Origin of the sequence: Janthinobacterium longum, from assembly GCF_051380735.1 — a bacterium.
In the GTDB taxonomy this organism is placed as follows: domain Bacteria; phylum Pseudomonadota; class Gammaproteobacteria; order Burkholderiales; family Burkholderiaceae_D; genus Janthinobacterium.
In genome coordinates, this window is record NZ_JBNYXQ010000013.1 from 19850 (window position 1) to 42638 (window position 22789).

Annotated in this window: 23 protein-coding genes; 9 read left to right on the forward strand and 14 right to left on the reverse strand. The window is 62.4% G+C overall.

The window, feature by feature from the left end:
• Positions 1 to 123: 123 nt before the first annotated feature.
• Complete coding sequence (locus tag ACQ4WM_RS22915) at positions 124 to 2586, forward strand: hybrid sensor histidine kinase/response regulator (RefSeq protein ID WP_436548960.1); 2463 nt, start codon at positions 124 to 126, stop codon at positions 2584 to 2586.
• 325 nt (positions 2587 to 2911) lie between these two features.
• Positions 2912 to 3889 carry a diguanylate cyclase domain-containing protein gene (locus ACQ4WM_RS22920; protein ID WP_436548961.1) on the forward strand — a complete coding sequence of 326 codons (978 nt, stop codon included), beginning with the start codon at positions 2912 to 2914 and terminating at the stop codon, positions 3887 to 3889.
• A 75-nt stretch (positions 3890 to 3964) separates the two neighbouring features.
• On the opposite strand, the gene ACQ4WM_RS22925 is transcribed toward ACQ4WM_RS22920, so the two are convergent.
• Positions 3965 to 4366 (reverse strand): hypothetical protein, encoded by a 402-nt coding sequence (locus ACQ4WM_RS22925; protein ID WP_436548962.1) that lies wholly within the window; start codon positions 4364 to 4366, stop codon positions 3965 to 3967.
• Between the two features lie 293 nt (positions 4367 to 4659).
• Here ACQ4WM_RS22925 and ACQ4WM_RS22930 point away from each other — a divergent pair, with 293 nt between their 5' ends.
• Positions 4660 to 5370: a sensor histidine kinase gene (locus ACQ4WM_RS22930; RefSeq protein WP_436548963.1), complete on the forward strand. Its 711-nt coding sequence runs from the start codon at positions 4660 to 4662 to the stop codon at positions 5368 to 5370.
• A 6-nt stretch (positions 5371 to 5376) separates the two neighbouring features.
• Here ACQ4WM_RS22930 and ACQ4WM_RS22935 read toward each other — a convergent pair whose 3' ends face one another.
• The 11 genes from ACQ4WM_RS22935 to ACQ4WM_RS22985 form a co-directional block, all read right to left on the reverse strand.
• Positions 5377 to 5898, reverse strand: coding sequence for a DUF6265 family protein (locus ACQ4WM_RS22935; RefSeq protein WP_436548964.1), 522 nt, complete (start codon positions 5896 to 5898; stop codon positions 5377 to 5379).
• Between the two features lie 30 nt (positions 5899 to 5928).
• The gene (locus ACQ4WM_RS22940) at positions 5929 to 7227 is read right to left on the reverse strand and encodes an NAD(P)/FAD-dependent oxidoreductase (protein WP_436548965.1); all 1299 of its coding nucleotides are present in this window, start codon (positions 7225 to 7227) and stop codon (positions 5929 to 5931) included.
• Positions 7228 to 7247: 20 nt separating this feature from the next.
• Positions 7248 to 7769 carry a hypothetical protein gene (locus tag ACQ4WM_RS22945; protein WP_436548966.1) on the reverse strand — a complete coding sequence of 174 codons (522 nt, stop codon included), beginning with the start codon at positions 7767 to 7769 and terminating at the stop codon, positions 7248 to 7250.
• A 109-nt stretch (positions 7770 to 7878) separates the two neighbouring features.
• A complete protein-coding gene (locus ACQ4WM_RS22950) occupies positions 7879 to 9528 on the reverse strand; it encodes a methyl-accepting chemotaxis protein (protein ID WP_436548967.1) in 1650 nt (549 codons plus the stop codon).
• Positions 9529 to 9694: 166 nt separating this feature from the next.
• Positions 9695 to 11083, reverse strand: coding sequence for a multicopper oxidase family protein (locus ACQ4WM_RS22955; protein ID WP_436549029.1), 1389 nt, complete (start codon positions 11081 to 11083; stop codon positions 9695 to 9697).
• Positions 11084 to 11085: 2 nt separating this feature from the next.
• The gene (locus tag ACQ4WM_RS22960) at positions 11086 to 12438 is read right to left on the reverse strand and encodes a TolC family protein (protein WP_436548968.1); all 1353 of its coding nucleotides are present in this window, start codon (positions 12436 to 12438) and stop codon (positions 11086 to 11088) included.
• A gap of 1 nt (position 12439) precedes the next feature.
• The gene (locus tag ACQ4WM_RS22965; protein ID WP_436548969.1) at positions 12440 to 12751 is read right to left on the reverse strand and encodes a hypothetical protein; all 312 of its coding nucleotides are present in this window, start codon (positions 12749 to 12751) and stop codon (positions 12440 to 12442) included.
• A gap of 107 nt (positions 12752 to 12858) precedes the next feature.
• Complete coding sequence (locus ACQ4WM_RS22970) at positions 12859 to 13257, reverse strand: hypothetical protein (RefSeq protein WP_436548970.1); 399 nt, start codon at positions 13255 to 13257, stop codon at positions 12859 to 12861.
• 140 nt (positions 13258 to 13397) lie between these two features.
• Positions 13398 to 13955, reverse strand: a complete 558-nt coding sequence (locus tag ACQ4WM_RS22975; RefSeq protein ID WP_436548971.1) for an NADPH-dependent FMN reductase — start codon at positions 13953 to 13955, stop codon at positions 13398 to 13400.
• A gap of 95 nt (positions 13956 to 14050) precedes the next feature.
• Positions 14051 to 15175 (reverse strand): alanine racemase, encoded by a 1125-nt coding sequence (alr, locus tag ACQ4WM_RS22980; RefSeq protein ID WP_436548972.1) that lies wholly within the window; start codon positions 15173 to 15175, stop codon positions 14051 to 14053.
• A 2-nt stretch (positions 15176 to 15177) separates the two neighbouring features.
• Positions 15178 to 16467 carry a D-amino acid dehydrogenase gene (locus ACQ4WM_RS22985; protein WP_436548973.1) on the reverse strand — a complete coding sequence of 430 codons (1290 nt, stop codon included), beginning with the start codon at positions 16465 to 16467 and terminating at the stop codon, positions 15178 to 15180.
• A 115-nt stretch (positions 16468 to 16582) separates the two neighbouring features.
• Here ACQ4WM_RS22985 and ACQ4WM_RS22990 point away from each other — a divergent pair, with 115 nt between their 5' ends.
• From ACQ4WM_RS22990 to ACQ4WM_RS23000, 3 genes are all read left to right on the forward strand, one after another.
• Positions 16583 to 17083 carry an Lrp/AsnC ligand binding domain-containing protein gene (locus ACQ4WM_RS22990; protein ID WP_065308736.1) on the forward strand — a complete coding sequence of 167 codons (501 nt, stop codon included), beginning with the start codon at positions 16583 to 16585 and terminating at the stop codon, positions 17081 to 17083.
• A 149-nt stretch (positions 17084 to 17232) separates the two neighbouring features.
• Positions 17233 to 17580, forward strand: a complete 348-nt coding sequence (locus ACQ4WM_RS22995; protein ID WP_436548974.1) for a hypothetical protein — start codon at positions 17233 to 17235, stop codon at positions 17578 to 17580.
• A gap of 64 nt (positions 17581 to 17644) precedes the next feature.
• On the forward strand, positions 17645 to 18520 hold the full coding sequence (locus tag ACQ4WM_RS23000; protein ID WP_436548975.1) for a tetratricopeptide repeat protein: 876 nt from the start codon (positions 17645 to 17647) through the stop codon (positions 18518 to 18520).
• Here the strand turns inward: ACQ4WM_RS23000 and ACQ4WM_RS23005 are convergent.
• Entirely contained in the window at positions 18508 to 19506 is a 999-nt protein-coding gene (locus ACQ4WM_RS23005) for a GlxA family transcriptional regulator (RefSeq protein WP_436548976.1), read from the reverse strand. The two genes, ACQ4WM_RS23000 and ACQ4WM_RS23005, sit on opposite strands and share 13 nt — an antisense overlap.
• A 95-nt stretch (positions 19507 to 19601) precedes the next feature.
• Here ACQ4WM_RS23005 and ACQ4WM_RS23010 point away from each other — a divergent pair, with 95 nt between their 5' ends.
• The 3 genes from ACQ4WM_RS23010 to ACQ4WM_RS23020 are packed head-to-tail and all read left to right on the forward strand — an operon-like array spanning position 19602 to position 21232.
• Positions 19602 to 20231 carry a cysteine hydrolase family protein gene (locus ACQ4WM_RS23010; RefSeq protein WP_436548977.1) on the forward strand — a complete coding sequence of 210 codons (630 nt, stop codon included), beginning with the start codon at positions 19602 to 19604 and terminating at the stop codon, positions 20229 to 20231.
• 26 nt (positions 20232 to 20257) lie between these two features.
• Positions 20258 to 20812, forward strand: coding sequence for a YdcF family protein (locus ACQ4WM_RS23015; RefSeq protein ID WP_436548978.1), 555 nt, complete (start codon positions 20258 to 20260; stop codon positions 20810 to 20812).
• Positions 20813 to 21232 carry a DUF1810 domain-containing protein gene (locus ACQ4WM_RS23020; RefSeq protein ID WP_436548979.1) on the forward strand — a complete coding sequence of 140 codons (420 nt, stop codon included), beginning with the start codon at positions 20813 to 20815 and terminating at the stop codon, positions 21230 to 21232.
• On the opposite strand, the gene glpK is transcribed toward ACQ4WM_RS23020, so the two are convergent.
• Entirely contained in the window at positions 21233 to 22726 is a 1494-nt protein-coding gene (gene glpK / locus ACQ4WM_RS23025; protein WP_436548980.1) for a glycerol kinase GlpK, read from the reverse strand. It abuts the gene before it with no gap.
• Positions 22727 to 22789 lie beyond the last annotated feature (63 nt).

Sequence of the window (22789 nt, forward strand, 5' to 3'; positions counted from 1 at the left end):
GGGATACAATGACTGCGAGACAGACAGAACCTGGCCGGTAAAACCACATGATCGCTCCCCTCATGATCCATTCAATGAACTCAGTGACGGTAGCCCGTGACGGCCTGACACACGGGATTTCCGATGGTTAAGCGTGATCGCTTGCAGAAACCGCCTCCTCCCACAGGACCGCTGAGCCTGTCGGATGCCGGCATCGCCACGGTGCTCGAAAGCATCACCGATGGCTTCAGCGTGCTCGATGCCAACTGGACCATCCGCTATATCAATGCGCGTGGCGCTGCCATGCTGGCGCCTCGGCATCGTGACGGCGCCGCACTGGCCGGCAGCGATCTGTGGCAGGCTTGCCCGGACATGCAGGGCACGGAGCTGGAAACGCACTTGCGACGTGCCATGGCGCTGCAGCAAAGCCACAGTTTCGAGCTGCTGCATGCACCACTGGGCCGCTGGCTGGAAGTGCGCATCTTTGCCGGCGCCGACGGTCTCACTATTCATCTGCACGATATCAGCCAGCGCAAGGCCGACGAATACAGCGTGCGCCAGAACGAGGAAGATTTGCGCGCGCTGGCCGACTCCATTCCCCAACTGGCGTGGATCGCCAATTTCGACGGCACCGTGGTCTGGTACAACCAGCGCTGGCATGACTACACGGGCACCACGCCCCTGGAGATGGCTGGCGAAGGCTGGTGCAGGGCCTACGATCCGCAGTACCTGACGCAGATGCTGGCCGGCTGGCATGCTGCGCTGGACGAAGCCAAGCCCTTTGAAATGGAATTTCCCATCCTTGGCAGCGACGGCCAGTACCGCTGGTTTCTCACGCGGGCCAATCCCGTACACCGCGACGGCCAGTTGCTGCGCTGGTTCGGCACCAGCACCGACGTGGACCAAGTCAAGCAGGTCGAAGAGGCGCTGCGCGATGAAACCCGCGTGCTCGAACTGCTCAACAGCACCGGCGCCACACTGGCCAGCACGCTCGACCTGACGTCCTTGCTGCAAGAGACGGTCGACGCCGCCACGCGCATCAGCGGCGCGCGCTTCGGCGCCTTTTATTATGATGCCGAACACGCGGCCGATGCGACCGGGAGCGACGCCTTGCTGACGGTGGCGCAAGCCGTCAGCGGGATCACGGTGCGCCAGGCCGCCGCGATCGACGCCCATCTGCGCACTGGCCCGGCCATGCGCCACAATAATTTCGAAGCGGTACCGGACGGCGGCAACGATGGGCACGCGCCGCTGGTGCGCAGCTGCCTGAGCCTGCCCGTGCGCTCACGCTCGGGCCAGTTGCTGGGCCGCTTGCTGGTCGGCCATCCACAGCCAGACATGTTCAGCCAGCGCAGTGAACGCATCGTGGCGGCCATCGCTGCGCAGGCCGCTGTCGCGCTCGACAATACCCGTTTGTATGTGGAAGCACGGCACGCCGCGGAAGAGCGCAAGGTGCTGCTCGACAGTGAACGCGAGGCACGCGCCGAGGCCGAACGCACGAACCAGCTGAAGGACGAATTCCTGACTACCCTGTCGCACGAATTGCGCACGCCGCTGTCGGCGATCCTGGGCTGGGCACAGGTATTGCGGCGCGGCACGCGCGATGAGGCCGATCTGCACCGCGGACTGAACAGCATCGAGCGCAATGCGCGCGCCCAGGCTCAGCTGATCGAAGACTTGCTCGACATGAGCCGCATCACCTCCGACAAAGTGATGCTCGAGATGCAGACCATCGTGCCGGCCACCGTGATCGCCTCGGCCATCGAAACACTCCACCCGGCCTTTGATGCCAAGCACATCACCCTGCATACCCGCATCGCCCCCGACGCCGGCACCATGACGGGCGACCCCGGTCGCATGCAGCAGGTCATCTGGAACCTGCTGTCGAATGCGCTCAAATTCACGCCCCAAGGCGGCGCAGTCGACATAGGCGTGGTGCGCGAGGGCTCGCGCCTGGTGCTGACGATCGCCGACAATGGCGTCGGCATCCGCGCCGACTTCCTGCCCCATGTATTCGAGCGCTTCCGCCAGGCCGACGCCTCGACCACCCGCAAGCATGGCGGCCTGGGCCTGGGCCTGGCCATCGTCAAGCACCTGGTGGAGCAGCATGGCGGCACGATCACCGCCAGCAGTCCCGGCGACTCGCAGGGCGCCACGTTTACCGTGCGCCTGCCCGCCCTGCGCCAGCACAGCGAGGAGCCGGCCCGGCCGCATGACCTGGCCGGCATCAAGGTGCTGGTGGTGGACGACGACGCCGATGCGCGCGAGCTGGCCGAACGCATCTTGCGTGATGCCCATGCCGACGTGGCCAGCGCCGCCAGCGCCGAGGAAGCACTGCGCCTGTTCGACAGTATGCCGCCAGATGTGCTGGTGAGCGACATCGGCATGCCCGATGTCGATGGTTTCGACTTGCTGGCCTTGCTGCGCGCGCGCGGCAGCGACCAGAGTGGCAAGCTGTCGACTGTGGCCCTGACGGCATTTGCCCGCCCCGAAGATCGCCAGCGCGCGCTCGGCAGTGGCTTCCAGGCCTACCTGGTCAAGCCGCTCGATCCGGCCGAACTGCTGGCAACGGTGGCGCGCCTGGCCGCCGGCAGGAAAAATGGCTGAAACCGCCGTTAAATTGGATTAAAAAAAGTAATACAAAGAAACAAACCTTTCTGACTAAAAATTCATCAATCTGGTTTAGACTTCCTACTTCCAGACGCGGCACTGTCCTACAAGCAACTTCACACCCGTTTGCTACACTGAAATTTAATCGCGCAGCCATCAACCAGTACAGGCACGCCCCTTGCCAGACAAGGATAAAGCGGACTCATCGTCTTGCGTGCGCCCTGTCTTGATGCAAGCGGTTACTATCGTTGCGCTCCTTCGCTGGCCGCTCTCGCTGCGGACGATGCTTGCGATGACCTTACAGAATTCACCGGGATACCCCATGCCTAGCCAAGATGAAATTTTGAAAGCCAAGATTTTGGTCGTCGATGATTCGCCGGACAATATAGACCTGATGCTGGAAATCCTGCGCGATGCCGGCTACAGCAATGTCACGGCCACCATGCGCCCGGCGCAGGTCTGCCTGCTGCACCTGGAACATTGCTATGACCTGATTTTGCTCGACCTGCAAATGCCCGAACTGAACGGTTTCCAGGTCATGAAGGGCCTGAAGGAAATCGAACATGGCGGCTACCTGCCGGTGCTGGCGCTGACGGCGCAACCGAGTTTCAAGATCGCCGCCCTGGAAGCGGGCGCGCGTGACTTTATCAGCAAGCCCTTCGACCTGATGGAGGTGCACAAGCGCATTTATAACATGCTGGAAGTGCGTTTGCTGTACAAGGAACTGGCGCAATACAGCAGGCAGCAGCAGGAACTGGCGCTGCACGACCCGCTGACGGGTCTGCCCAACCGCCGCCTGCTGGAAGACCGTATCGAACATACTTTGCAGCATTCAGCCCGCGTGCGCGGCAAATCGGCCATTCTCTATCTCGATCTCGATGGCTTCAAGGCCATCAACGACACGTATGGCCACGCTTATGGCGACGAAATCCTGAAAATGGTGGCGGCGCGCCTGAGCAGCGCCTCGCGCAAGGAAGACACGGTGGCGCGCATCGGTGGCGACGAGTTCGTGATCGTGCTCGGCAATCTGGCTGGCAAGGGCGACGCGCGCGAACCGGCCGCCAAGTTGATCGAAGTCATTTCCGAACCGTATTTCATCAACGACCTGACCTTGCGCCTGTCGACCAGCATCGGCATCAGCATCTACCCGGACGACGCCACCACCGTCGAGGCCCTGCTGAGCGCGGCCGACACTGCCCTGTACGAAGCCAAGCGATCCGGCAAGAACCGCTATTGCTGCGCGCCGCACGAGGTGGCTGTGGTACAGGCAAACAGGCAGAGCGTTATTTCGATCGTCTGATTATCGTGGCCCATGAAAAAAACCGGGATGCCGCTGTGATGCGCCATCCCGGTTTTTTTGTTCCGGCAGTCAAGCTTACTTGGGTGTCTTGGCCGCCGCTTCTTCATGCTTGCCGGCATGCTGGTGATCGAGCTGGGCACTGACTTTTTCAGGCGCCACTTCGATGCGCGTGATGCCGGCATCGACCGAAATAGGATCGCTCGCCGGGAAAGTCATTTCAACGGCATCGTCAAGCAGCACTTCCTTGGCTTTTTCTTCGCCCGTCATGCCTTCTTCGTCGGCCAGGATGGCCAGCGCGCTGGCCCATTTGACGAAATTGAGATTGGCCAGTTCACGCACCGTGGTCACGCCAAAGGCCTGATTCAGGGCCTTGGCATCCTTGGCGCTGACGCCGCGCAAGGCGCTGATGGGCGCGTTGACGATGTCGCGGAAGCTTTTGGCACAGTATTCTTGATCAACAATGGTATCGATATTCATGGCATGTCCTTTCGTTTGGTGGGGGCCGGTGCCGCGCCCGAGCCGCAATGGCGGTAGTTGCCGCTCCTGCTGCATTGCTTGCGCACCGTCTTACTATGGCAGGCGCTCGCACCTTGGTATGTGCGCAAGCGTACGCACAACGCACAGTCCCACCACACCCTTTGGCCCTCTGTGCGCCGGAAGTCATGACATTTGTCGGAAAGCCAGAAATTTTCCTGCCATGCGCCCCGCAATGAAATCCTCATGTATGATCCCCTCATTTCGGTTGACACCTTTACCATTCATGGGGCGCCATGTCCGCACAAACAGATCAGAGCAAGGAAGCGGCCCACTCCGATGCGGCGCGTGCCGCCGATCTCAGCGAATTGCTGGGATACATCAATACCAGCTGGGACAACGAGCGCCGCGCTCTGTCGCGCCAGCTGCATGACAGCCTGGGTTCGTCACTGACGGCCTTGACCATGCATCTGTCGCTGCTGACGCAAAAAATGCCGCAAGAACCAGTGCTGCTCGATCGCGCGGCAACCATGAAACAATTGCTGCTGAATGTGATCGAAACGAACCGCCAGATGCAGATCAAGCTGTGGAATGACAAGCTTGAATTTTTGGGCGTTAACGTGGCGCTGGGCGAAGTGGCCGCGCAATTTGCCGATCAACATGCTGTCACCGTACGCTGCAGCCTGCCCGAAGATGAACTGGTGTGCCCGCGCAATGTGGGCGTGGCCCTGCTGCGTACCCTGGAAGAAGGGCTGGCGAATATCGCCGCCCATGCCCGTGCCACGGAAGTGGACGTCATCGTCGACGACAATGACGAGGCGCTGATGATGACGATCAAGGATAACGGCACCGGCCCCCCGGCCAGCCTGCCCGCAGACTTGCACAAGCACGGCTTGCGCGCGGTGCGCGAACGCGTGCATTACCTCGGTGGCACGCTGGCGCTGGCAGGCAATCCGCAAGGCGGCACGGCCCTGACGGTAATACTGCCGCGCAACGCGCCGCAGTAATTCGTTCTACCTGGAACGCTCGCCGGCCTGCGCATCGCAGCGCACGCGGCTCATCGGGAAGTTAATCGTGGTCAACTGCCCTTTCAAGGTGCCGACGATGCTGGCGTGCACGACACGCTCGCTGACGTGGCGGTAGATGATGCGGCTCGGAAAATCATTATCGAGGTTGGCGAAGATGAATTCGTTCGGCTTGTGCTGGCGCAGCAGGTTGAATTCAACCGGCGCCGCACCCGAGCTCTGCACGATGTAGGCCAGCTGGCCCGGCACGGTCAGCCGGATCTGCACGAATTCAAACGCGCTGGTCTTGCCGCCCTTGACGGTGCGGCTGGCGCCTAAAATGGTGCCGCCAGCGGCCGTGCTCCATTGCTCCCCAGAACCGGGCTCGGCACCATCGACCTGCCAGCAGCCGGTCAGCCAGGATAATTTATCCACTGTTTCCGGCGGCGGCGCAGCCATGGCGGCGGCCTGTGCCAGCCCCCATCCCGCACACAGCGCTGCTGCAAGCAATGTATTCAACGATCGTTTCATGTCATCTCCGCGAGGGTCGAAGCCAGGATATCAGTGCAGTTTGACCTGCGGCGTGCTGCGCTTGATCAGGAAGCGGCCCATCGCCATCACGGCCGTGCGCACGCTGCCCAGTACCGCATTGTGGTGCATCAGGTGCAGGCTGACATACATCATGCGCGCCACAAAACCTTCGACAAACCAGCTCAGGCCCTTGAGCGAGCCCATCAGGGTGCCGACCGACGTGGTGCGGCCGAACGACACCAGCGAGCCGTAATCAAGATATTCATACGGCCTGGTTTGCGGTGGCTTGCCCTTGGCCTGCAGCACAAAGGTCTTGCGCAGGTAATCGGCCTGCTGGTGGGCGGCCTGGGCGCGTGGCGGCACCAGCTTGCCATTTTCGCCCATGCAGGCGGCGCAGTCGCCGAGCGCATAGATATTCGCGTGACCCTGCACATTGAGCATGCCCGTCACTTCGAGCTGGCCGGCGCGATTCGTCGGCAAGCCCAGGGTAGCGAGGAATTCCGGGGCGCGGATGCCGGCCGCCCAGACCACGATATCGGCCGCGTAGCTGGTGCCGGTGGCCACATTGACCTTGTCGGCCTGGATCGAGGTGACGCGCGTATCGGCGGCCACCGTAATACCATGCTGCATCAGCAATTTATTGGCCGCAAGCGAGACGCGCTCGGGCAGCGGCGCCAGGATGCGCGGCGCGCCCTCGAGCAGGGTGATGCGCACATCCTTGATGGCATTGAGGCTCTGGAAACCATAAGCCGCGTACACACCGCTCGCTTCGCGCAGTTCGGCCGCCAGTTCGACACCGGTGGCGCCGCCGCCGATGATCACGATATCGACGCCGGGATGGCCCGCGTCGCCACGGCGTTGCTCGGCCATGGCCAGCAGCTTGAGCAACGTCAGGCGGAAACGCTCGGCGTCTTCGGTGGCGTTCAGTGAAATCGTGTTTTCCTGTGCACCGGGCACGCCGAAATAATTCGAGGTGCTGCCGACGGCCAGCACCAGCTGGTCGTAGCCGATTTGCCGCTCGGGCAGCAATTGTTCACCCTTGTCGGTGCCTATCGCGCCCACCGTCAGGCTGTTCGAAGCGGCATCGAGGGCGATCAAAGGACCGTACACATAGCTGAAGCCGTTGTCGTGCGCCAGCATCTGGTAGGACAGGCCTTCCTGGTGGATATCGAGGGTGCCGGCGGCCACTTCATGCAGCGAAGGCTTCCAGATATGGTAGAGGCGGCTGTCGACCAGGGTTACCTGGCCGGCGCCGAGTTTGCGGCTGAGTTTGCAAGCGAGCTCAAGCCCGCCTGCCCCGCCACCGACGATCACGATTTTACTGTGCAAAGTGCCTCCTCGATAAATGCTTAATTCCGGCGTCCATGGTCCCGGTCGCCATGACCCCTGTCATCGCCGTGACCCCTGCCGGGACGGTTGTCATGGTGGTCGCGGTCGCGGTCATGGTCCCGGCCGTGACCGCGGTCCGGGCCATGTTGCGGTCCGTGGTCCGGACGGCCATGCTGCGGTTGCGGCCTGTGTACGGGCGGACGCGCGTGCTGCTGGCGATAACGGGGCGCATACTGGTTGTTATACCAACTATCCTGGACGAAATAGACTTCCTGATTACAGGCATTATAGCGGCGGCAGTGTTTGGACCAGTTTCTGGCGTGGCCAGGCGGCACGCGCAGGTAGATCGGACGCGCCGAATAATATTGCGGGCGTTCGACGATCACGGGCTGGGCGTAGATCAATTCCGGTGCGGGATAGTTTCCCACGTCAATACGCCCGTAAAAGCCGGGCTGGCCTATGCTGACCGTGACGGCGGCAGAGGCGGTGGCCGCGCTGGCGGCAGCAACCAGCAAGCTGGCAGCAAGAACGAGGTTTTTCATGGGACACTCCTTATAGATGCCCCAATTGTAGTACGCTGATCAACAACCGTATGTTCGGAAGGATACACAAGCAAGCGCGGCCTGGCAGGCGGGACGCGCAACAGCGACCTCAGGCGAGGCGGCGCATGTGCTGCGACTTTGCGGCCGGCGGACGGCGCAGCGGCGTGACATTGCTGGCCGCCACCATGGCAGGCGCCGTGCCGGCGAGTCGAAACACGCTGACGATCTCGCTCAGGGCCGTGGCCTGGTCCTGCATCGATTCGGCGGCGGCGGCAGCTTGTTCCACCAGCGCCGCATTCTGCTGGGTAACCTGGTCCATTTGCACGATGGCAATGTTGACCTGCTCAATGCCGGCGCTCTGCTCGCTGCTGGCAGCGGTGATTTCCTGCATGATATCGGCTACCCGGCGCACGCTGCCCACCACCTCGTCCATCGTCAGGCCGGCATCCTGCACCAGCCTGGCGCCAACTTCCACCTGTGCCACCGAGTCACCGATCAGGGCCTTGATTTCCCTGGCCGCTTGGCCTGACCGTTGGGCCAGGTTGCGCACTTCGGCCGCCACCACCGCAAAACCGCGCCCTTCCTCGCCCGCGCGGGCCGCTTCCACCGCTGCGTTCAGGGCCAGGATATTGGTCTGGAAGGCGATACCGTCGATGACGCTGATGATGTCGACGATCTTGCGCGAGGAGGCATTGATCGATTCCATGGTCTGCACCACCTGCCCCACTACGGCACCACCCTTGCCGGCCACGTCAGAGGCGGCGCCAGCCAGAGTATTGGCCTGGCGCGCGTTTTCCGCATTCTGGCGCACGGTGGAGGTCAGCTCCTCCATCGACGAGGCAGTCTCTTCCAGCGAACTGGCTTGCTCCTCCGTGCGCGAGGACAGGTCCATATTGCCCTGTGCAATTTCGCTGGAGGCGGTGGCAATGGTTTCGGTGCCGGCACGCACCTGGCTGACAATGCCGACCAGCTTGTCGCGCATGGTTTGCATGGCGAACAGCAAGCTGCTGCTGTCGCCGCTACGGGTCTGGATAGCCACCGTCAGGTCGCCTTCGGCTATCGCGCCGGCGATGCGGGCCGCATAAGCCGGTTCGCCGCCCAGTTGACGTGTCAGGCTGCGCGTGATCAGGGCGCCCAGCGCCAGGCCGGCCGCCACGCTGCCCAGTACCAGCGCAATCATGAAGCTGCGGCTGGTCTGGTAGACGCTTGATGCCTGCTCGGCCGCCTCTTTCGCGCGCATTTCCTTTTGCTCGGAGAGCTTGTCGAGCAAGCTGTCGAGTTCATTCGCATGGTCGCGCGTCTTGTTGAGCAGCGCAGTCAATTCAGGGCTGCGCTGCGCCAGCGGTTCGGCCGCAGCCAGGGTCAAGGCCTGCGCCATCACGGTCATATACTCTGCCTCGACGGTGCTAAAGCGGGCAAACAGTTCCTTGGCCGCCGGCGTGACGAACAGCGGCTGCGCCTTGGCCAGGCTGGCCTTGTTGGCAGCCAGAAATTTGGCGATATCGGCCCGGCGCGTGGCGCGCTCTTCATCGGTAGTGGCCAGCAAAAAATTGCCGCGCGCGCGCCCTGCCTTGATCAGCGCAATATTGGCTTCCTTGATATGCGACAGGCCCAGCAACTCATTGTGGTACATCTTGCCGGCCATGGTGTCGATCTTGCCCATGTTATAAATGCCGACGCCGGCCACGATAGCGCCCAGCAAGGCGACGCAAAAAAACGCGGCAATCAAACGCGTACCCACTTTCATTTCCTTCAACATATCTTCTCCCGGATTGAGGCACCACCGCCTGCGAATTCACGAAATTAATATAAAGGAAATACGTATAAAGAAAAGCGTGGATTGTCACAAAACGACAATTCCTTGATGCCAAACAACACATTTAGCGGCCATTTGTGTTAGTGAATCCGCCATATTGCCAGGTACGTCAGTGGTCGCCGTGGCCCACAGGCTTCCTGACAGTCATTTCCACCGTTGCCGCTGCTGGCGCAGCCGGCTTGCCCGCGCCCTGCCCGCGCGCCGGTTCCGGCAAGGCACCGGTCCATTCGTAGGCCAGCGTGCCTTTCGGATGCCGGTACCAGCCCGGATCGCGGTAGTCACCCGGTTTTTGGTCCTTGCGCACCTTGACGGTGGTAAACATGCCGCCCATGCCGATGGCGCCAAAAGGACCATCGCCGGCCATCATCGGCAGGGTATTGTCGGGGATCGGCATCTGCATCTCGCCCATGTCGGCCATGCCGCGCTCGCCCATCACCATATAGCCGGGCACCAGCTGGTTGATTTTCGCCGCCACGCCCTGGTGGTCGACGCCTATCATGGTGGGCACGTCATGGCCCATGGCATTCATCGTATGGTGCGACTTGTGGCAGTGGAAGGCCCAGTCGCCAGGGTCGGTGGCAGTAAATTCCACGGCGCGCATCTGCCCCACGGCGACATCGGTGGTCACTTCGGGCCAGCGCGATTCGGGCCGGGTCCAGCCGCCGTCGGTACCGGTCACTTCGAATTCGTGGCCGTGCATGTGGATAGGGTGATTGGTCATGGTCAGGTTGCCCACGCGCACGCGCACCCTGTCGCCCTGGCGCACCACCATCGGGTCTATTCCCGGGAACACGCGGCTGTTGAAGGTGAACAGATTAAAATCCGTCATGGTCATGATTTTCGGCGTGTAGCTGCCCGGATCGATATCGTAGTTGCTGAGCAAAAAGACGAAATCGCGGTCCACCTTCATGAAATTCGGATCTTTCGGATGCGTGACCCAGAAGCCCATCATGCCCATCGCCATCTGCGTCATTTCATCGGCATGCGGGTGGTACATAAAGGTACCGGGGCGCCTGGCAACGAATTCATAAACAAAAGTCTTGCCCGGTGCAATCCCCGGCTGAGTCAGGCCCGTGACACCATCCATGCCATTCGGCAGGCGCTGGCCATGCCAGTGCACGCTGGTATGCTCGGGCAATTTATTGGTCACAAAAATGCGCACGCGGTCGCCCTCCACCACTTCGATGGTCGGCCCCGGCGACTGGCCGTTATAGCCCCACAGATTGGCCATCATGCCAGGCGCCAGCTCGCGCACCACCGGCTCGGCCACCAGGTGGAACTCCTTGACATTGTTGTTCATGCGCCAGGGCAAAGACCAGCCGTTCAGGGTCACCACCGGGTTGAACGGCCGGCCATTCGGCGGCGGTGGCGGCGCCTGGGTCCCGGCGCCGGCCATGCTGGCCGCTTCCGGCAGGGAGGCCGCGCCGACCCGGCTGACAGCCGCCGCACTCAGGGCGACGGCGCCCGCATTCATGAAAAAGTTTCTACGTGTAATCATCATTATTCCTTTGTCGCTACGCCGCTGCCATTGATGGCCGACTGCAATTCGGTTTGGGCGATCCAGAAATCACGCTGGGTCTCGATGGCGCCGTTGACGCTGGCCACCTGCTCGCGCGCGTCCGTCAGCAATTCGAATACGCTGGCCAGCATGCCGTTGTAGCGCAGCAGAACTTCATGTGAAATCGTCTTGCGCAGCGGCACCACCTCATCGCGGTAATGGCGCGCCAGGTCATAGGCGGTGCGGTAGCTTGAATACGCCTCGCGCACTTCCGAACGGGCGTTGATGGCCGTGCCCGCCGTGTGCTGCAGCGCCTGCTCATAGACGGCTTGCGCGCGTGCCTGGCGGGCCGTGCCCCAGTCGAACAGAGGCAGTTCCAGCGACACCTCGTAGCCGTTTTCGCGCGGCGCCGTACTGGTGCTCTTGCTGGTGTAGCCGACCTCAAACACATTGACGAGGCGCGTCACTTTCGACAAGCCCAGCGCACTGGCGGTGGCTTCCAAGTCGAGTTTGCTCATCTGCACGTCGAGCCGCTGCTCCATCGCCTGTGCTTCGATATTGCCGGGTTCCTCGGCCTTGTCGGGCAAGTCCGGCAACCTGTCCGGCAAGGTAAACGCTGTCTGCCGGCCCCACAGGCCCAGCAAGCGCGTCAGGCGCTCGCGGGCAGCCGTGGCCTGGTGGCGCGCGCGCGCCAGGTCGCTGACGGCGTCAGCATAAAACACTTGCTGGCGCGCCTGGTCCAGCCGGCTCCAGTTGCCGGCCTGCTGCAGGCGCGTGGCCAGCTGCGCGCCGGCCACGGCCGATACCAGCGCGCGCTGCATGAACTTTTCTGTCTGCACTGCAGCGACGGCCGTAAAATACGCGCGGCGCGTGTCGGCAGCCAGTTGCACGGCCTGGCTTGCCGCCTGCAGCTTGGCCTGCTCGAAGCGCCCGCGCTCGATATTTACGCGCATCGGCATGGTCAGCAGGCCGGCCAGGTCAAAGCTGACGCTGCGGTCGATTTCATGGCCTTCGCTACCATGCGAGCGACCAAATGACAGGCCGGGATTGCGCAGGCGGCCGGACTGCACCAGGTCGGCCTCCGACGCCCCCAGTTCGGCCAGCGCTGCCTTCAGGCCAGGATTATTGGCCAGGGCGATGCGCACGGCACTGTCGGCGCTCAAAGGCTGGGCCAGCAACGGCGTTACGCGGTCCTCGCCGGCAGCAGCCGACAAGGCACCGGGCGCACCAGTGCGCGCATCGGCCAGCGCAGACACGGCCTGCATGCCGCCATCGTGGGTAAAGCTGGCGCAGCCGCCCAGCAGCAAGGCGGCGGCCAGCGGACTCCATCGCAACAAGGTGTGGAAGGTGGCCATCTCAGTGCCCCTGGTGTTCGCGGTGTTGTTCGTGCTGCTCGGCCGCACCCGGTTTGCTGACGGGCATGGTGTGGTCATCCATCTTCATCATATGGCCCTTGTGGCCGCCGGCCTCGCCCACCTTGCGGTTGACAGTGCGCCAGGTCTGATCGGGCGTGGCCTCGTCTTCGGTAGCGCTCTGGTAGCCGTCGAAGGCGGACCGGTATTGGGCGGCAGGCACGGCAACCTGTGGATCCTCGGGGGCAGGCGATTGGGCACGGGCGGCCAGCGACCAGGCGCATGCGGCCATGGCAAATGCAATTGAATGCTTCATAAGCTTCATGAGTAGGTGATTTCGATAACAAAATAGTCGTACGCTGCAGGTACGCAATGCAGGCTGGCATGGGGCGCGAGCGCGCACCCCGCCAGGTTCACGGGCGGTCAGGCGGAGCGGATGCTACTCGGGGGACGTTCAGGGCCGGGCGGAATATGGCCGGAAAACAGCACGGGACTTACAGCCGGCGGTGGTGGCGCACGCAGGCTCAATGACTGCAGCGCCGACATCGGTGGCGGCGCGGTGGCAACAAACGTGCAAGCGCTGCCGCACTCATGGCCGTGCGCCATGGTCTTGCCGGACTGTTCGTGCGCTGGCATGGTCGCTGTCATGTCAGCCATGGCGTGGCAATGCTGCGCCTGGATCTTGACCACTACTGCTTCCACGACGCTCTCTTGCGGCAGGCAGCAGCTGCGCATGGCAGCGGCAAACCCCGGCAAGGGAAGCACGGCGATCAGCAGCCAGAGCAGTGAGCGCACGAAGTGGCGGTGAAAGTAGCGGTTCATGACAGCACTATAAACCTTCCCATGCAAGCAAGGTCAAGCACTGCCCGCCTCATGGTCAGACTTTTCCACGAACACCGATAATGTTAGGCGCTGCGATCAGCAACTGTCACCCGCCGCGCCAGAGCCGTCTGGCTAGCTGCTTACGCGTGAATCGCGTGCTTCTGCACCCACGAGACATACTGCTTCATCCAGCCCTGGAAAAAGCCCAGGCTGGCTTCGCCAATATTGCCGTTTTCATCGAACAGGCCTTCCTTGGCCTGGATAAACATCTCCGGCTGGCCCAGCACCGGCACGTCGAGGTAAGCCAGCACATTGCGCAGATGCTGCTGTGCCAGCGCAGTGCCGATGGCGCCGACCGACACGCCCAGCACGGCGGCAGGCTTGCCGGCCCATACGCTCTGGCCATAAGGACGCGATGCATGGTCGATGGCGTTTTTCAGCACGCCGGGAATCGAGCGGTTGTATTCGGGGGTCAGGAACAGCAAGGCCTGGGCATCGGCAATCTCGGTTTTCAGGCGCAATACTTGCGGGGCCTGGGCGCCGTCGTCGTCCTGGTTGTACAGCGGCAGGTCGCCTATCTCGACTTGCTTGAATGAAAATTCAGGCGGCGCCAGCTTGACGATGGCGTCAGCGAGCTGGCGGTTGAAGGAATCCTTGCGCAGGCTGCCGACGATGATTGCAACTTGGTATTGACTCATGTAAATCCCCCGATGTGGTTAAAAAAAGGCCTGAAGTGAATCACGACAGGCCTATCTTGCCATACAATTATTGCAGGCGTCTGCACGCCAGAAGGTCAGGTAGAGCCTTGGGCAAGACCTGTATACACGCGGAAATACCGTCCGCCGAGGTTGGTCAGCACTTCATAGCCGATGGTGTGGGCAAGGGCGGCCACCGCATCGACCGGATGTTCCGGGCTGATCAGGTCGACCAGTTGGCCTGGTACGACCCGGCCGGCATCGATATTGCTGACGTCGAGCGTGATCGAATCCATGGAAATGGCGCCCACCTGCGGCACGCGCACACCGTCGATCACCGCCACGCCCTGGTTGCTCATGCTGCGCAGCCAGCCGTCGGCATAACCGACCGATACGGTCGCCACCACGCACGGGCCGGTGGCCGTATAGCGGCAGCTGTAGCCGACATGGTCGCCGGCATTGATGCTGCGGGTCTGGATTACCTTGCCCTGCAAACGCACCACCGATTGCAGCGGATTGGGTTCGCCCGACTGCGGTGTGATGCCGTACAGCGCCGCACCGGGACGCACCAGCTCGAAATGGTAGTCGGGCGACAAAAACACGCCCGATGAATTGGCCAGGCTGGCCGGGTAGTGGGGCAGACGCGCGCGGATCTCGAGGAAACGCGCCAGTTGCTGGGCATTGGCCGGGTGATAGCGCTCGTCGGCGCAGGCCAGGTGGCTCATGATGTACAGCACCTTGATGCCATCGAGAAAATGCGGGTTGGCCAGCCAGCCATCGATTTCCTGCGGCGACATGCCCATGCGCGACATGCCCGTATCGACCTGCATGATTGCATCCAGTGGGTGGTCGAGCGCGGCGGCATGCGCGCGCCAGCCTGCCACCTGCGGTTCGCTGTTGAGCACCGGTATCAAACCGTGTTGCGTGAATTCGCCTTCCGTGCCGATTGGCGGGCCATGCAATACAAAAATGGCCGCGTCCGGCGCCACGTGCGGCCGCAGGCTGATGCCCTCTTCCAGGTGGGCGACAAAAAAGTGCCGGCAGCCTTCCTCATACAGAGCGGCACCAACTTGCGCCGCGCCGAGACCATAGGCATCGGACTTGACCACTGCCGAGCAGGCAGCCGGATGGGCCTGTTCGCGCAGCAGACGGTAGTTGGCGCGCACGGCGTCCAGGTCGATGGTCAGGATGGCGCCGCTACGCTCTCTTGCAGTCACACTCATCGTCACGCCTCCGCGTAGTGCAGCTTGCCGCCCTGCTGCGCGCCGGTGTAGCGGCCTACGGACAGGTCATCGGCCTGGATCGCCGGCTGTTTCGACGACATCAGGTCGGCCAGCAACTGGGCCGAACCGCAGGACATGGTCCAGCCCAGGGTGCCGTGGCCCGTGTTCAGGTACAGATTGCGCAGCGGCGTGCGGCCGACGATAGGCGTGCCGTCCGGCGTCATCGGGCGCAGCCCGGTCCAGAAGGTGGCCTCGCTGGTATTGCCGCCGCCGGGAAACAGGTCGTTGACCACCATTTCCAGGGTTTCACGGCGGCGCGGATTGAGGCGCAGGTCGTAGCCGGCGATCTCGGCCATGCCGCCGACGCGGATGCGGTCGTCGAAACGCGTCACCGCGATCTTGTAGGTCTCGTCGAGAATGGTCGACACCGGCGCCTTGGCCGCATTGGCGATGGGCACGGTGATCGAATAGCCCTTCAGCGGATACACGGGTATGCCCAGCAAAGGATGCAGCAATTTGGTCGAATAGGAACCGAGCGCCACCACATAAGCGTCGGCCTCGACTACTTCGCCGCCGCACTGCACTCCAGCTATATTATCGCCTTGTGTCAACAGCGCGTCGATCGCCACGCCATAGCGGAACTGCACGCCCAGGTTGACGGCCATGTCGGCCAGGCGCGTGGTAAACAACTGGCAATCGCCGGTTTCATCGTTGGGCAGGCGCAGGCCACCGAACAATTTGTCCTTGACAGCTTCCAGGGCAGGTTCGGCGCGCGACAGCTGATCGCGTTGCAACACCTCGAACGGCACGCCGGCGTCGCGCAGCACATCGATATCCTTGGCCGCATCGTTATATTGTTTTTCAGTGCGGAACAGTTGCATCGTGCCTTGCTGGCGGCCTTCATAGGTGATGCCGGCCTCGGCCCGCAAGACCTTGAAGCAGTCGCGGCTGTACTCGGCCAGGCGCACCATGCGCTCCTTGTTGACGGCATACGCCTCCGGCGTGCAGTTGCGCAGCATCTGCCACATCCATTTCAGCTGCGACATGCTGCCGTCGAGCGAGATCGACAATGGCGCGTGGCGCTGCATCATCCATTTCACGGCTTTCAGGGGAATCCCGGGCGCCGCCCAGGGCGAAGCGTAACCGGGAGAAATTTGCCCCGCGTTGGCGAAGCTGGTTTCCAGTGCCGGACCTGGCTGGCGGTCAATGACGGTCACGTCATGCCCTGCCCGGGCCAGATAGTAAGCACTGGTGACGCCGATAACGCCGCTACCCAGAATCACGATACGCATAGTTTCCTCTATTTATTTTAGGGCAGATTGCCAGATTTACCGCTATGATATTGGTAAGTGGCCAGCATATGTTCACGTATAAATCGAGATATTCAGCAAATAATCATAAAAAGCCATGAGAATTCTTAAAGAGTCGTCACGCGGCCTGGACAAGCTGGACCGGCACATCCTGCGCATCTTGCAACAGGACGGACGCATCTCGATGAAAGACCTGGGCGAACAGGTGGGTTTGTCGATCACGCCGTGCATCGAACGGGTCAAGCGCATGGAGCGCGACGGCGTCATCACGGGCTACCACGCCAAGGTCAATCCGGCCGCGCTGGGCGCCAAATTGCTGGTCTTTGTCGAGATTACCCTCAACCAGAAGTCGGCCTCGGCCTTCGAGCAATTTCGCCGCGAAGTGCTGCAGATTCCCGAGGTGCAGGAATGCCACCTGGTATCAGGTGATTTCGACTACCTGATCAAGGCACGCATCCATGAAATGGCCGAGTACCGCAAGTTGCTGGGCGACATGCTGCTGCAGTTGCCAGGCGCAGCGCAATCGAAAAGCTATGTGGTGATGGAAGAAATCAAGGAAACCCTGGCAGTGTCGACCGAAGTGCTGCAGGGCCGATAAAAGTAGCAAATTGCGCTACCATCGGCATCGCCTCATGCGCCTTTGTATAATCCGGTGGCACATCGTTACAAACGCAAGCACACTTGCCTGCGACATCACGCCCGTCCCCTCTGAGATTGGAAGCAGTGATGCGCACCGGGACTACTGCTATGAAACCATTCTTGAAACTGGCGTTTCCTTGCCTCGCGGGCCTCGGCATGGCCATGTGCACCGCCAGCGAATACACCGTCAACCGCGCGCCGGCCAACGGCGCCATCTACCAGAACATTACCGTCGGCAAGACCACCCGCCTCGACCTCGACGCGGCGCTCGGCAGCGCCACCGTAGTCAGTTTCGACCCGGGCTATGAAGTGTGGGTCTACAAGAACCAGTTGCAAGCACCGTCCGCCAGCCGCTACCTGCCCTTGCTGGGCGACAAAGGCACGCGCGAAGTGGCCGTGATGTTCGACCGCGCCGGCGTGGTCAGGAAATTTCGCATCCACGAGCCAAGGAAATAAGCAAGCGTACGCCTTGACGCCGGCCTCTGCGCTACAGTACGGTTTTTTCTTCCTGTCGCCCCCCATGCAATTACCTGGCAACCTTGATCTGGTGACACTGGACAGCCACTGGCGCCACACCAGCCCCTACCCTCCCCTCGGTTTTATCCCCTTTCAAGAAGCCGCGCTTGGCAATGGCGACAGCTTCGGCCTGTACTGGCCGATCGGCAGCGAAGCGATGGAGCCCATCGTAGTCGAGACCTGGCACGACGAGTGGCGCATCCAGCCGCACTTTTCCAGCCTGGCGGCGTTTCTGCATGCCCTCGCGCAGACGGAAGAAGACGACGAGGACGGCGGCTATGTCGACACGCCTGCGCTGGCCGACGATCCCGCTTCGCCACGCGCAGCTTTCCTGGCAGCCAAGGAGTTGATCGCGCAACAGGATGGTTCGGGCGCCATCGCGCTGCTGGAAGCGGCGCTGGCCATGGTGCCCGAATATACGGACGCGCGGGTAGCGCTGCACGGCCAGTATGTACGTGCGGGGCGAATCGACGAGGCGGTGAAAGTCGCCATCCAGGCCATCATCTCGCCACCATCATTTGGTGGCCCGCCGCTCAAAGCCCTGCACTGGCTGCGCCAGCAAGCGATGCCTGACGCCGTGACGGACCCGATCTGGCGCCATTGCAAACAGCTGTCGTTCAGCTTTGGCGGCAGCAAGGAAAACGCCGACTATCCGGTACTGGCCGCCGCCATCGATACCTATCTGGAACAGGGCAAGCTGCGCAGCGCTGCCACCCTGATGCAGACCTATGCTGAACTGATGAGCGCGGAAACCGTGTCTTTCCGGGAACGTTACGGCTTCGATCAGGCAGCCTTCATTGCCCGCCAGATCGCCGTTGGCGCGCAGTTGGCGCCGGGAGGCCGCGACCCGTCCAGGCTGCAGGCGCCTCAAGCCGGTTGAAGCGCACGCGAAGCTTGCTGGCGAAACTGCTTGCGATAGGCCGATGGCGAGGTCTGCAGGCTGGCGCGGAAATGCTGGCGCAGCGACATAGCCGTGCCGAAACCGGCCTCTTGCGCAACGATATCGATGGCGACGGCGCTTTTTTCCAGCAGGCCCTGCGCATGCGCCAGGCGCTGGCCCAGCAGCCATTGCTTGAACGAGGTGCCGGTCGCATGGCGGAAGTGCCGGGTAAAGTTGCGCCGGCTCATGGCAGCCCGTTCCGCCAGCGCGTCGATACTGTGTACCTCACCCAAGTGTGATGCCACGTAAGCGAGTACCTCGGCAAAGCGCCCTTCGCTGCCTGACACCGGCAGCGGCCGCTCGATAAATTGTGCCTGGCCACCCTGCCGGTGCGGCGCCACCAGCAAGCGGCGCGCCACCTTGTTGGCCAGCCCGGCGCCAGCGAGCTGGCGCAGCAAATACAAGCAGCAATCGAGCCCGGCGGCCACGCCGGCCGACGTCAGCACGCCGCCATCATCGACATACAGCATTTCCTGCTCGACCATGACTTGCGGATGGCGCGCCGCCAGGATGGCCGCCATGCCCCAGTGGGTGGCGGCGCGCTTGCCGTCGAGCAGCCCCGCCTGCGCCAGAGGAAACGCACCCAGGCACAGGCCCACCATGCGCGCGCCGCGCCGGTGGGCGCCCTGCAACGCCATGACCAGAGAATCGGGGGCGGCGCGGCAGTCGTCGTGCCACGACGGCATAACGACGATATCGGCCATATCCAGCAGCGACAGGTCATGCTCGGGCACGATGGCAAAACCGGCCGCCGTGGGCAGCGGTGCAGCTGCGGCGGCGCAGACCCTGACCATGAACAGCGGCGCCTCGGCCTCGTCGAGCAGGGCGCCAAACACCAGGCAGGGCACGGACAGATGAAACGGCGTAATGCCGTCGAAGGCGATCACGGCAACTTCAAGGGGACGGATACGGGGAAGTGTCAGCATGGCCCGATTATATCGTACACGGGCCTTCAGGCCACTGTCACGCCGCTGCTGCGTGGCCCACAATAAGCGCACTGTTCACCATGAAAGGAAACACCATGTCCGACACCTCCACACCGCGCCGCGCCCTGCTGGTTATCGACGTACAGAACGAGTACCTCACGGGCCAGTTGCCGATCGAATATCCGCCGGTCGACGTGTCCCTGCCCAATATCATCGCCGCCATGCAGGCCGCCCGCGCCGCCGGCGTGCCTGTAATCGTGGTGCAGCACGACGCGCCCGAAGGCTCACCCGTATTTGCCAGGGGCAGCGACAACTGGCAGTTGCACCCGCAAGTGGCCGCCATCGAGGCCGACCACCACATCCATAAAACCATGGGCAGCGCCTTTGTCGGCACCGACTTGCGCGAGTGGCTGGCTGGCAAGAACATCGATACGCTGACCATTGTTGGCTACATGACGCACAACTGCGACGCGGCCACCATCTACCAGGCATCGCACGATGGCCTCGCAGTGGAATTCCTGGCCGACGCTACCGGTTCCCTGCCATACGCCAACGCGGCAGGCAGCGCCAGTGCCGAAGAGATCCACCGCGTCTACAGCACCGTATTCCATTCGAACTTTGCCGCCGTGGCCAGCACGGCCGCCTGGATAAAAGCAGTCGAACAGGGCCAGCCTCTGGAAAAAGACAATATTTACTTGTCCAGCCAGCGTGCGCGCCACGCTTGAAAACCTGCCGGCGGGTATCATGCCATATGCTCAAATACCTGCTGATTTTTCCCGCTGCCCTGCTGCTTGGGTCAGCGGCCATCGTCGCCGCCGGCCTCGATGACCACATCGCGCCGGCCGACATGATCGTGGTGCCCGGCAATACGGTGGCGCCCGACGGCACGCCGAGCCCGCGCCTGAAGGCGCGACTCGATACTGCGCTGAAACAATTCAGGGACAGGCAAGCGCCGCGTATTTTTGTCAGCGGCGGCACCGGCAAGGAAGGCTTTGACGAAGCGGCTGCCATGGGCAGCTATCTGAAACGCCAGGGAGTGCCGGCGGCGGCGATTATCGAAGACAAGCAGGGCTGGACCACCGAAGCGACGGCGAGGAATGCCGCCGCCTGGCTGCATGCACACGGCTTGAGCACGGCCTTCGTGGCCACCCAATATTTCCATGTGCCGCGCTGTCAGTTGGCAATGGAACGGCAAGGCATCACGGTGAGCGGCCATGCACACGCGCCCTATATCGAATGGCGTGATCTGTATTCGATACCACGCGAGAGTGTGGCGTATCTGCTGTATTACGTCAGAGGCAAATAAATGGCGCAGGAATTTGATTTGCAACGTTTTGTCGATGCGCAAAGTCCGGTGTACGAGACGGTGCGCACCGAACTGAAAGCCGGGCACAAGCGCTCGCACTGGATGTGGTTTATCTTTCCGCAAATCGCGGGGCTGGGACGCAGCGAAACGGCGCGCCACTATGCGCTGTCGGGCGTGGCCGAGGCAAAGGCCTATGTGGCGCATCCTCTGCTGGGCGGCCGGCTGGAAGAATGCTGCCAATTGCTGATGGATGTCGAGCATCGTACGGCCAGCGAGATCTTTGGCTACCCTGACGATGTGAAGCTGCATTCCTCGCTGACCCTGTTTGCGCAGGCCGCGCCGTACCAGCCCCTGTTCGCAGCCTGCCTGGCGAAGTATTTCAATGGATGGCGCGACTCGTCCACCCTCAAGCTTATGTAATCACTCGCCCCAGTCGCGCGATCTCTCGACCGCCCTCTGCCATTTGTGCAGCCGCGTCAAGCGCTCGTCTTCGGCCATCTTCGGCTCGAAACGACGCGCCACCCGCCATTGCGAGGCGATTTCATCGAGCGAACTCCAGAAACCGACTGCCAGGCCCGCCAGGTAGGCCGCGCCCAGCGCCGTGGTTTCCGTCACTTCAGGACGCACCACCGGCACATTCAGGATATCGGACTGGAACTGCATCAGCATGTCGTTGCGGGCCGCGCCGCCGTCGACGCGCAACTCACTCAAGGCAATGCCGGCATCATCCTGCATCGCCGACAGCACGTCGACGTTCTGGTAGGCCACGCCCTCGAGCGCCGCGCGCGCGATATGCGCGCGGCCGGTGCCGCGCGTGATGCCGATCAGGGTGCCGCGCGCATACGGGTCCCAGTACGGCGCGCCCAGGCCGGCAAAGGCCGGCACGAAGACCAGGCCGCCCGTGTCGGGCACGCTGGTCGCCAGCGCCTCGACTTCGGATGAGTGCTTGATAATGCCCAGGCCGTCGCGCATCCATTGCACGGCGGCGCCGGCAATAAAGGCGCTGCCTTCGAGCAGGTAGTCGGTACTGTCCTGGCCGTCGCCGAGGCGCCAGCCCACCGTGCTCAGCAAGCGGTTCTTCGATGACAGCGGTTTCTTGCCCACGTTCATCAGCATAAAGCAGCCGGTGCCATAGGTATTTTTCGCCATGCCCGGTTTCAGACAGGCCTGGCCGAAGGTAGCGGCCTGCTGGTCACCGGCGATGCCGGCGATCGGCAACGGCACGCCGAGCAAATCGGCATGCGTATGCGCGGCCACGCCGCTCGACGGCACCACTTGCGGCAGCAAGGAGGCGGGAATATCGAGCAGCGCCAGCAGGTCGGCATCCCATTGCTGGGTATGAATATTGAACAGCATGGTGCGCGAGGCATTGCTGGTATCGGTCAGGTGGGCACCACTGAGCTTGTAGATCAGCCAGCTGTCGATGGTGCCGAAGGCCAGTTCGCCCCGTTCGGCACGTGCGCGCGCGCCGGGCACATTGTCGAGCAGCCATTTTAGCTTGGTGGCGGAGAAATACGCGTCGAGCACCAGCCCGGTTTTCTGCTGTATCAGTTCGGCCTTGCCTTCGGCCAGCAATTGCTCGCAAAAGCTGGCGTTACGGCGGTCCTGCCAGACAATGGCATTGGCCACCGGCTGGCCCGTGGCGCGGTCCCACAGCACGGTGGTTTCGCGCTGGTTGGCGACACCGATGGCGGCCACGTCGGTTGCCGCCACGCCGCTGTCGCGCATGACCTGGCGCAGCACGCTCAGCTGCGAGTCCCAGATCTCGTTTGCGTCGTGTTCTACCCAGCCCGGCTGCGGAAATATCTGGCGAAATTCGCCCTGGGCGCAGGCATGCAGATGGCCTGCGTGGTCAAACAGGATGGCGCGCGAACTGGTGGTGCCCTGGTCTAAAGCGAGTATGTATTTAGTCATTGTCTGCTACTACAAAAAAACCGGTAAAAACAGGCGCAAGCGGTGCTGTGCTCGCGCCCTCAT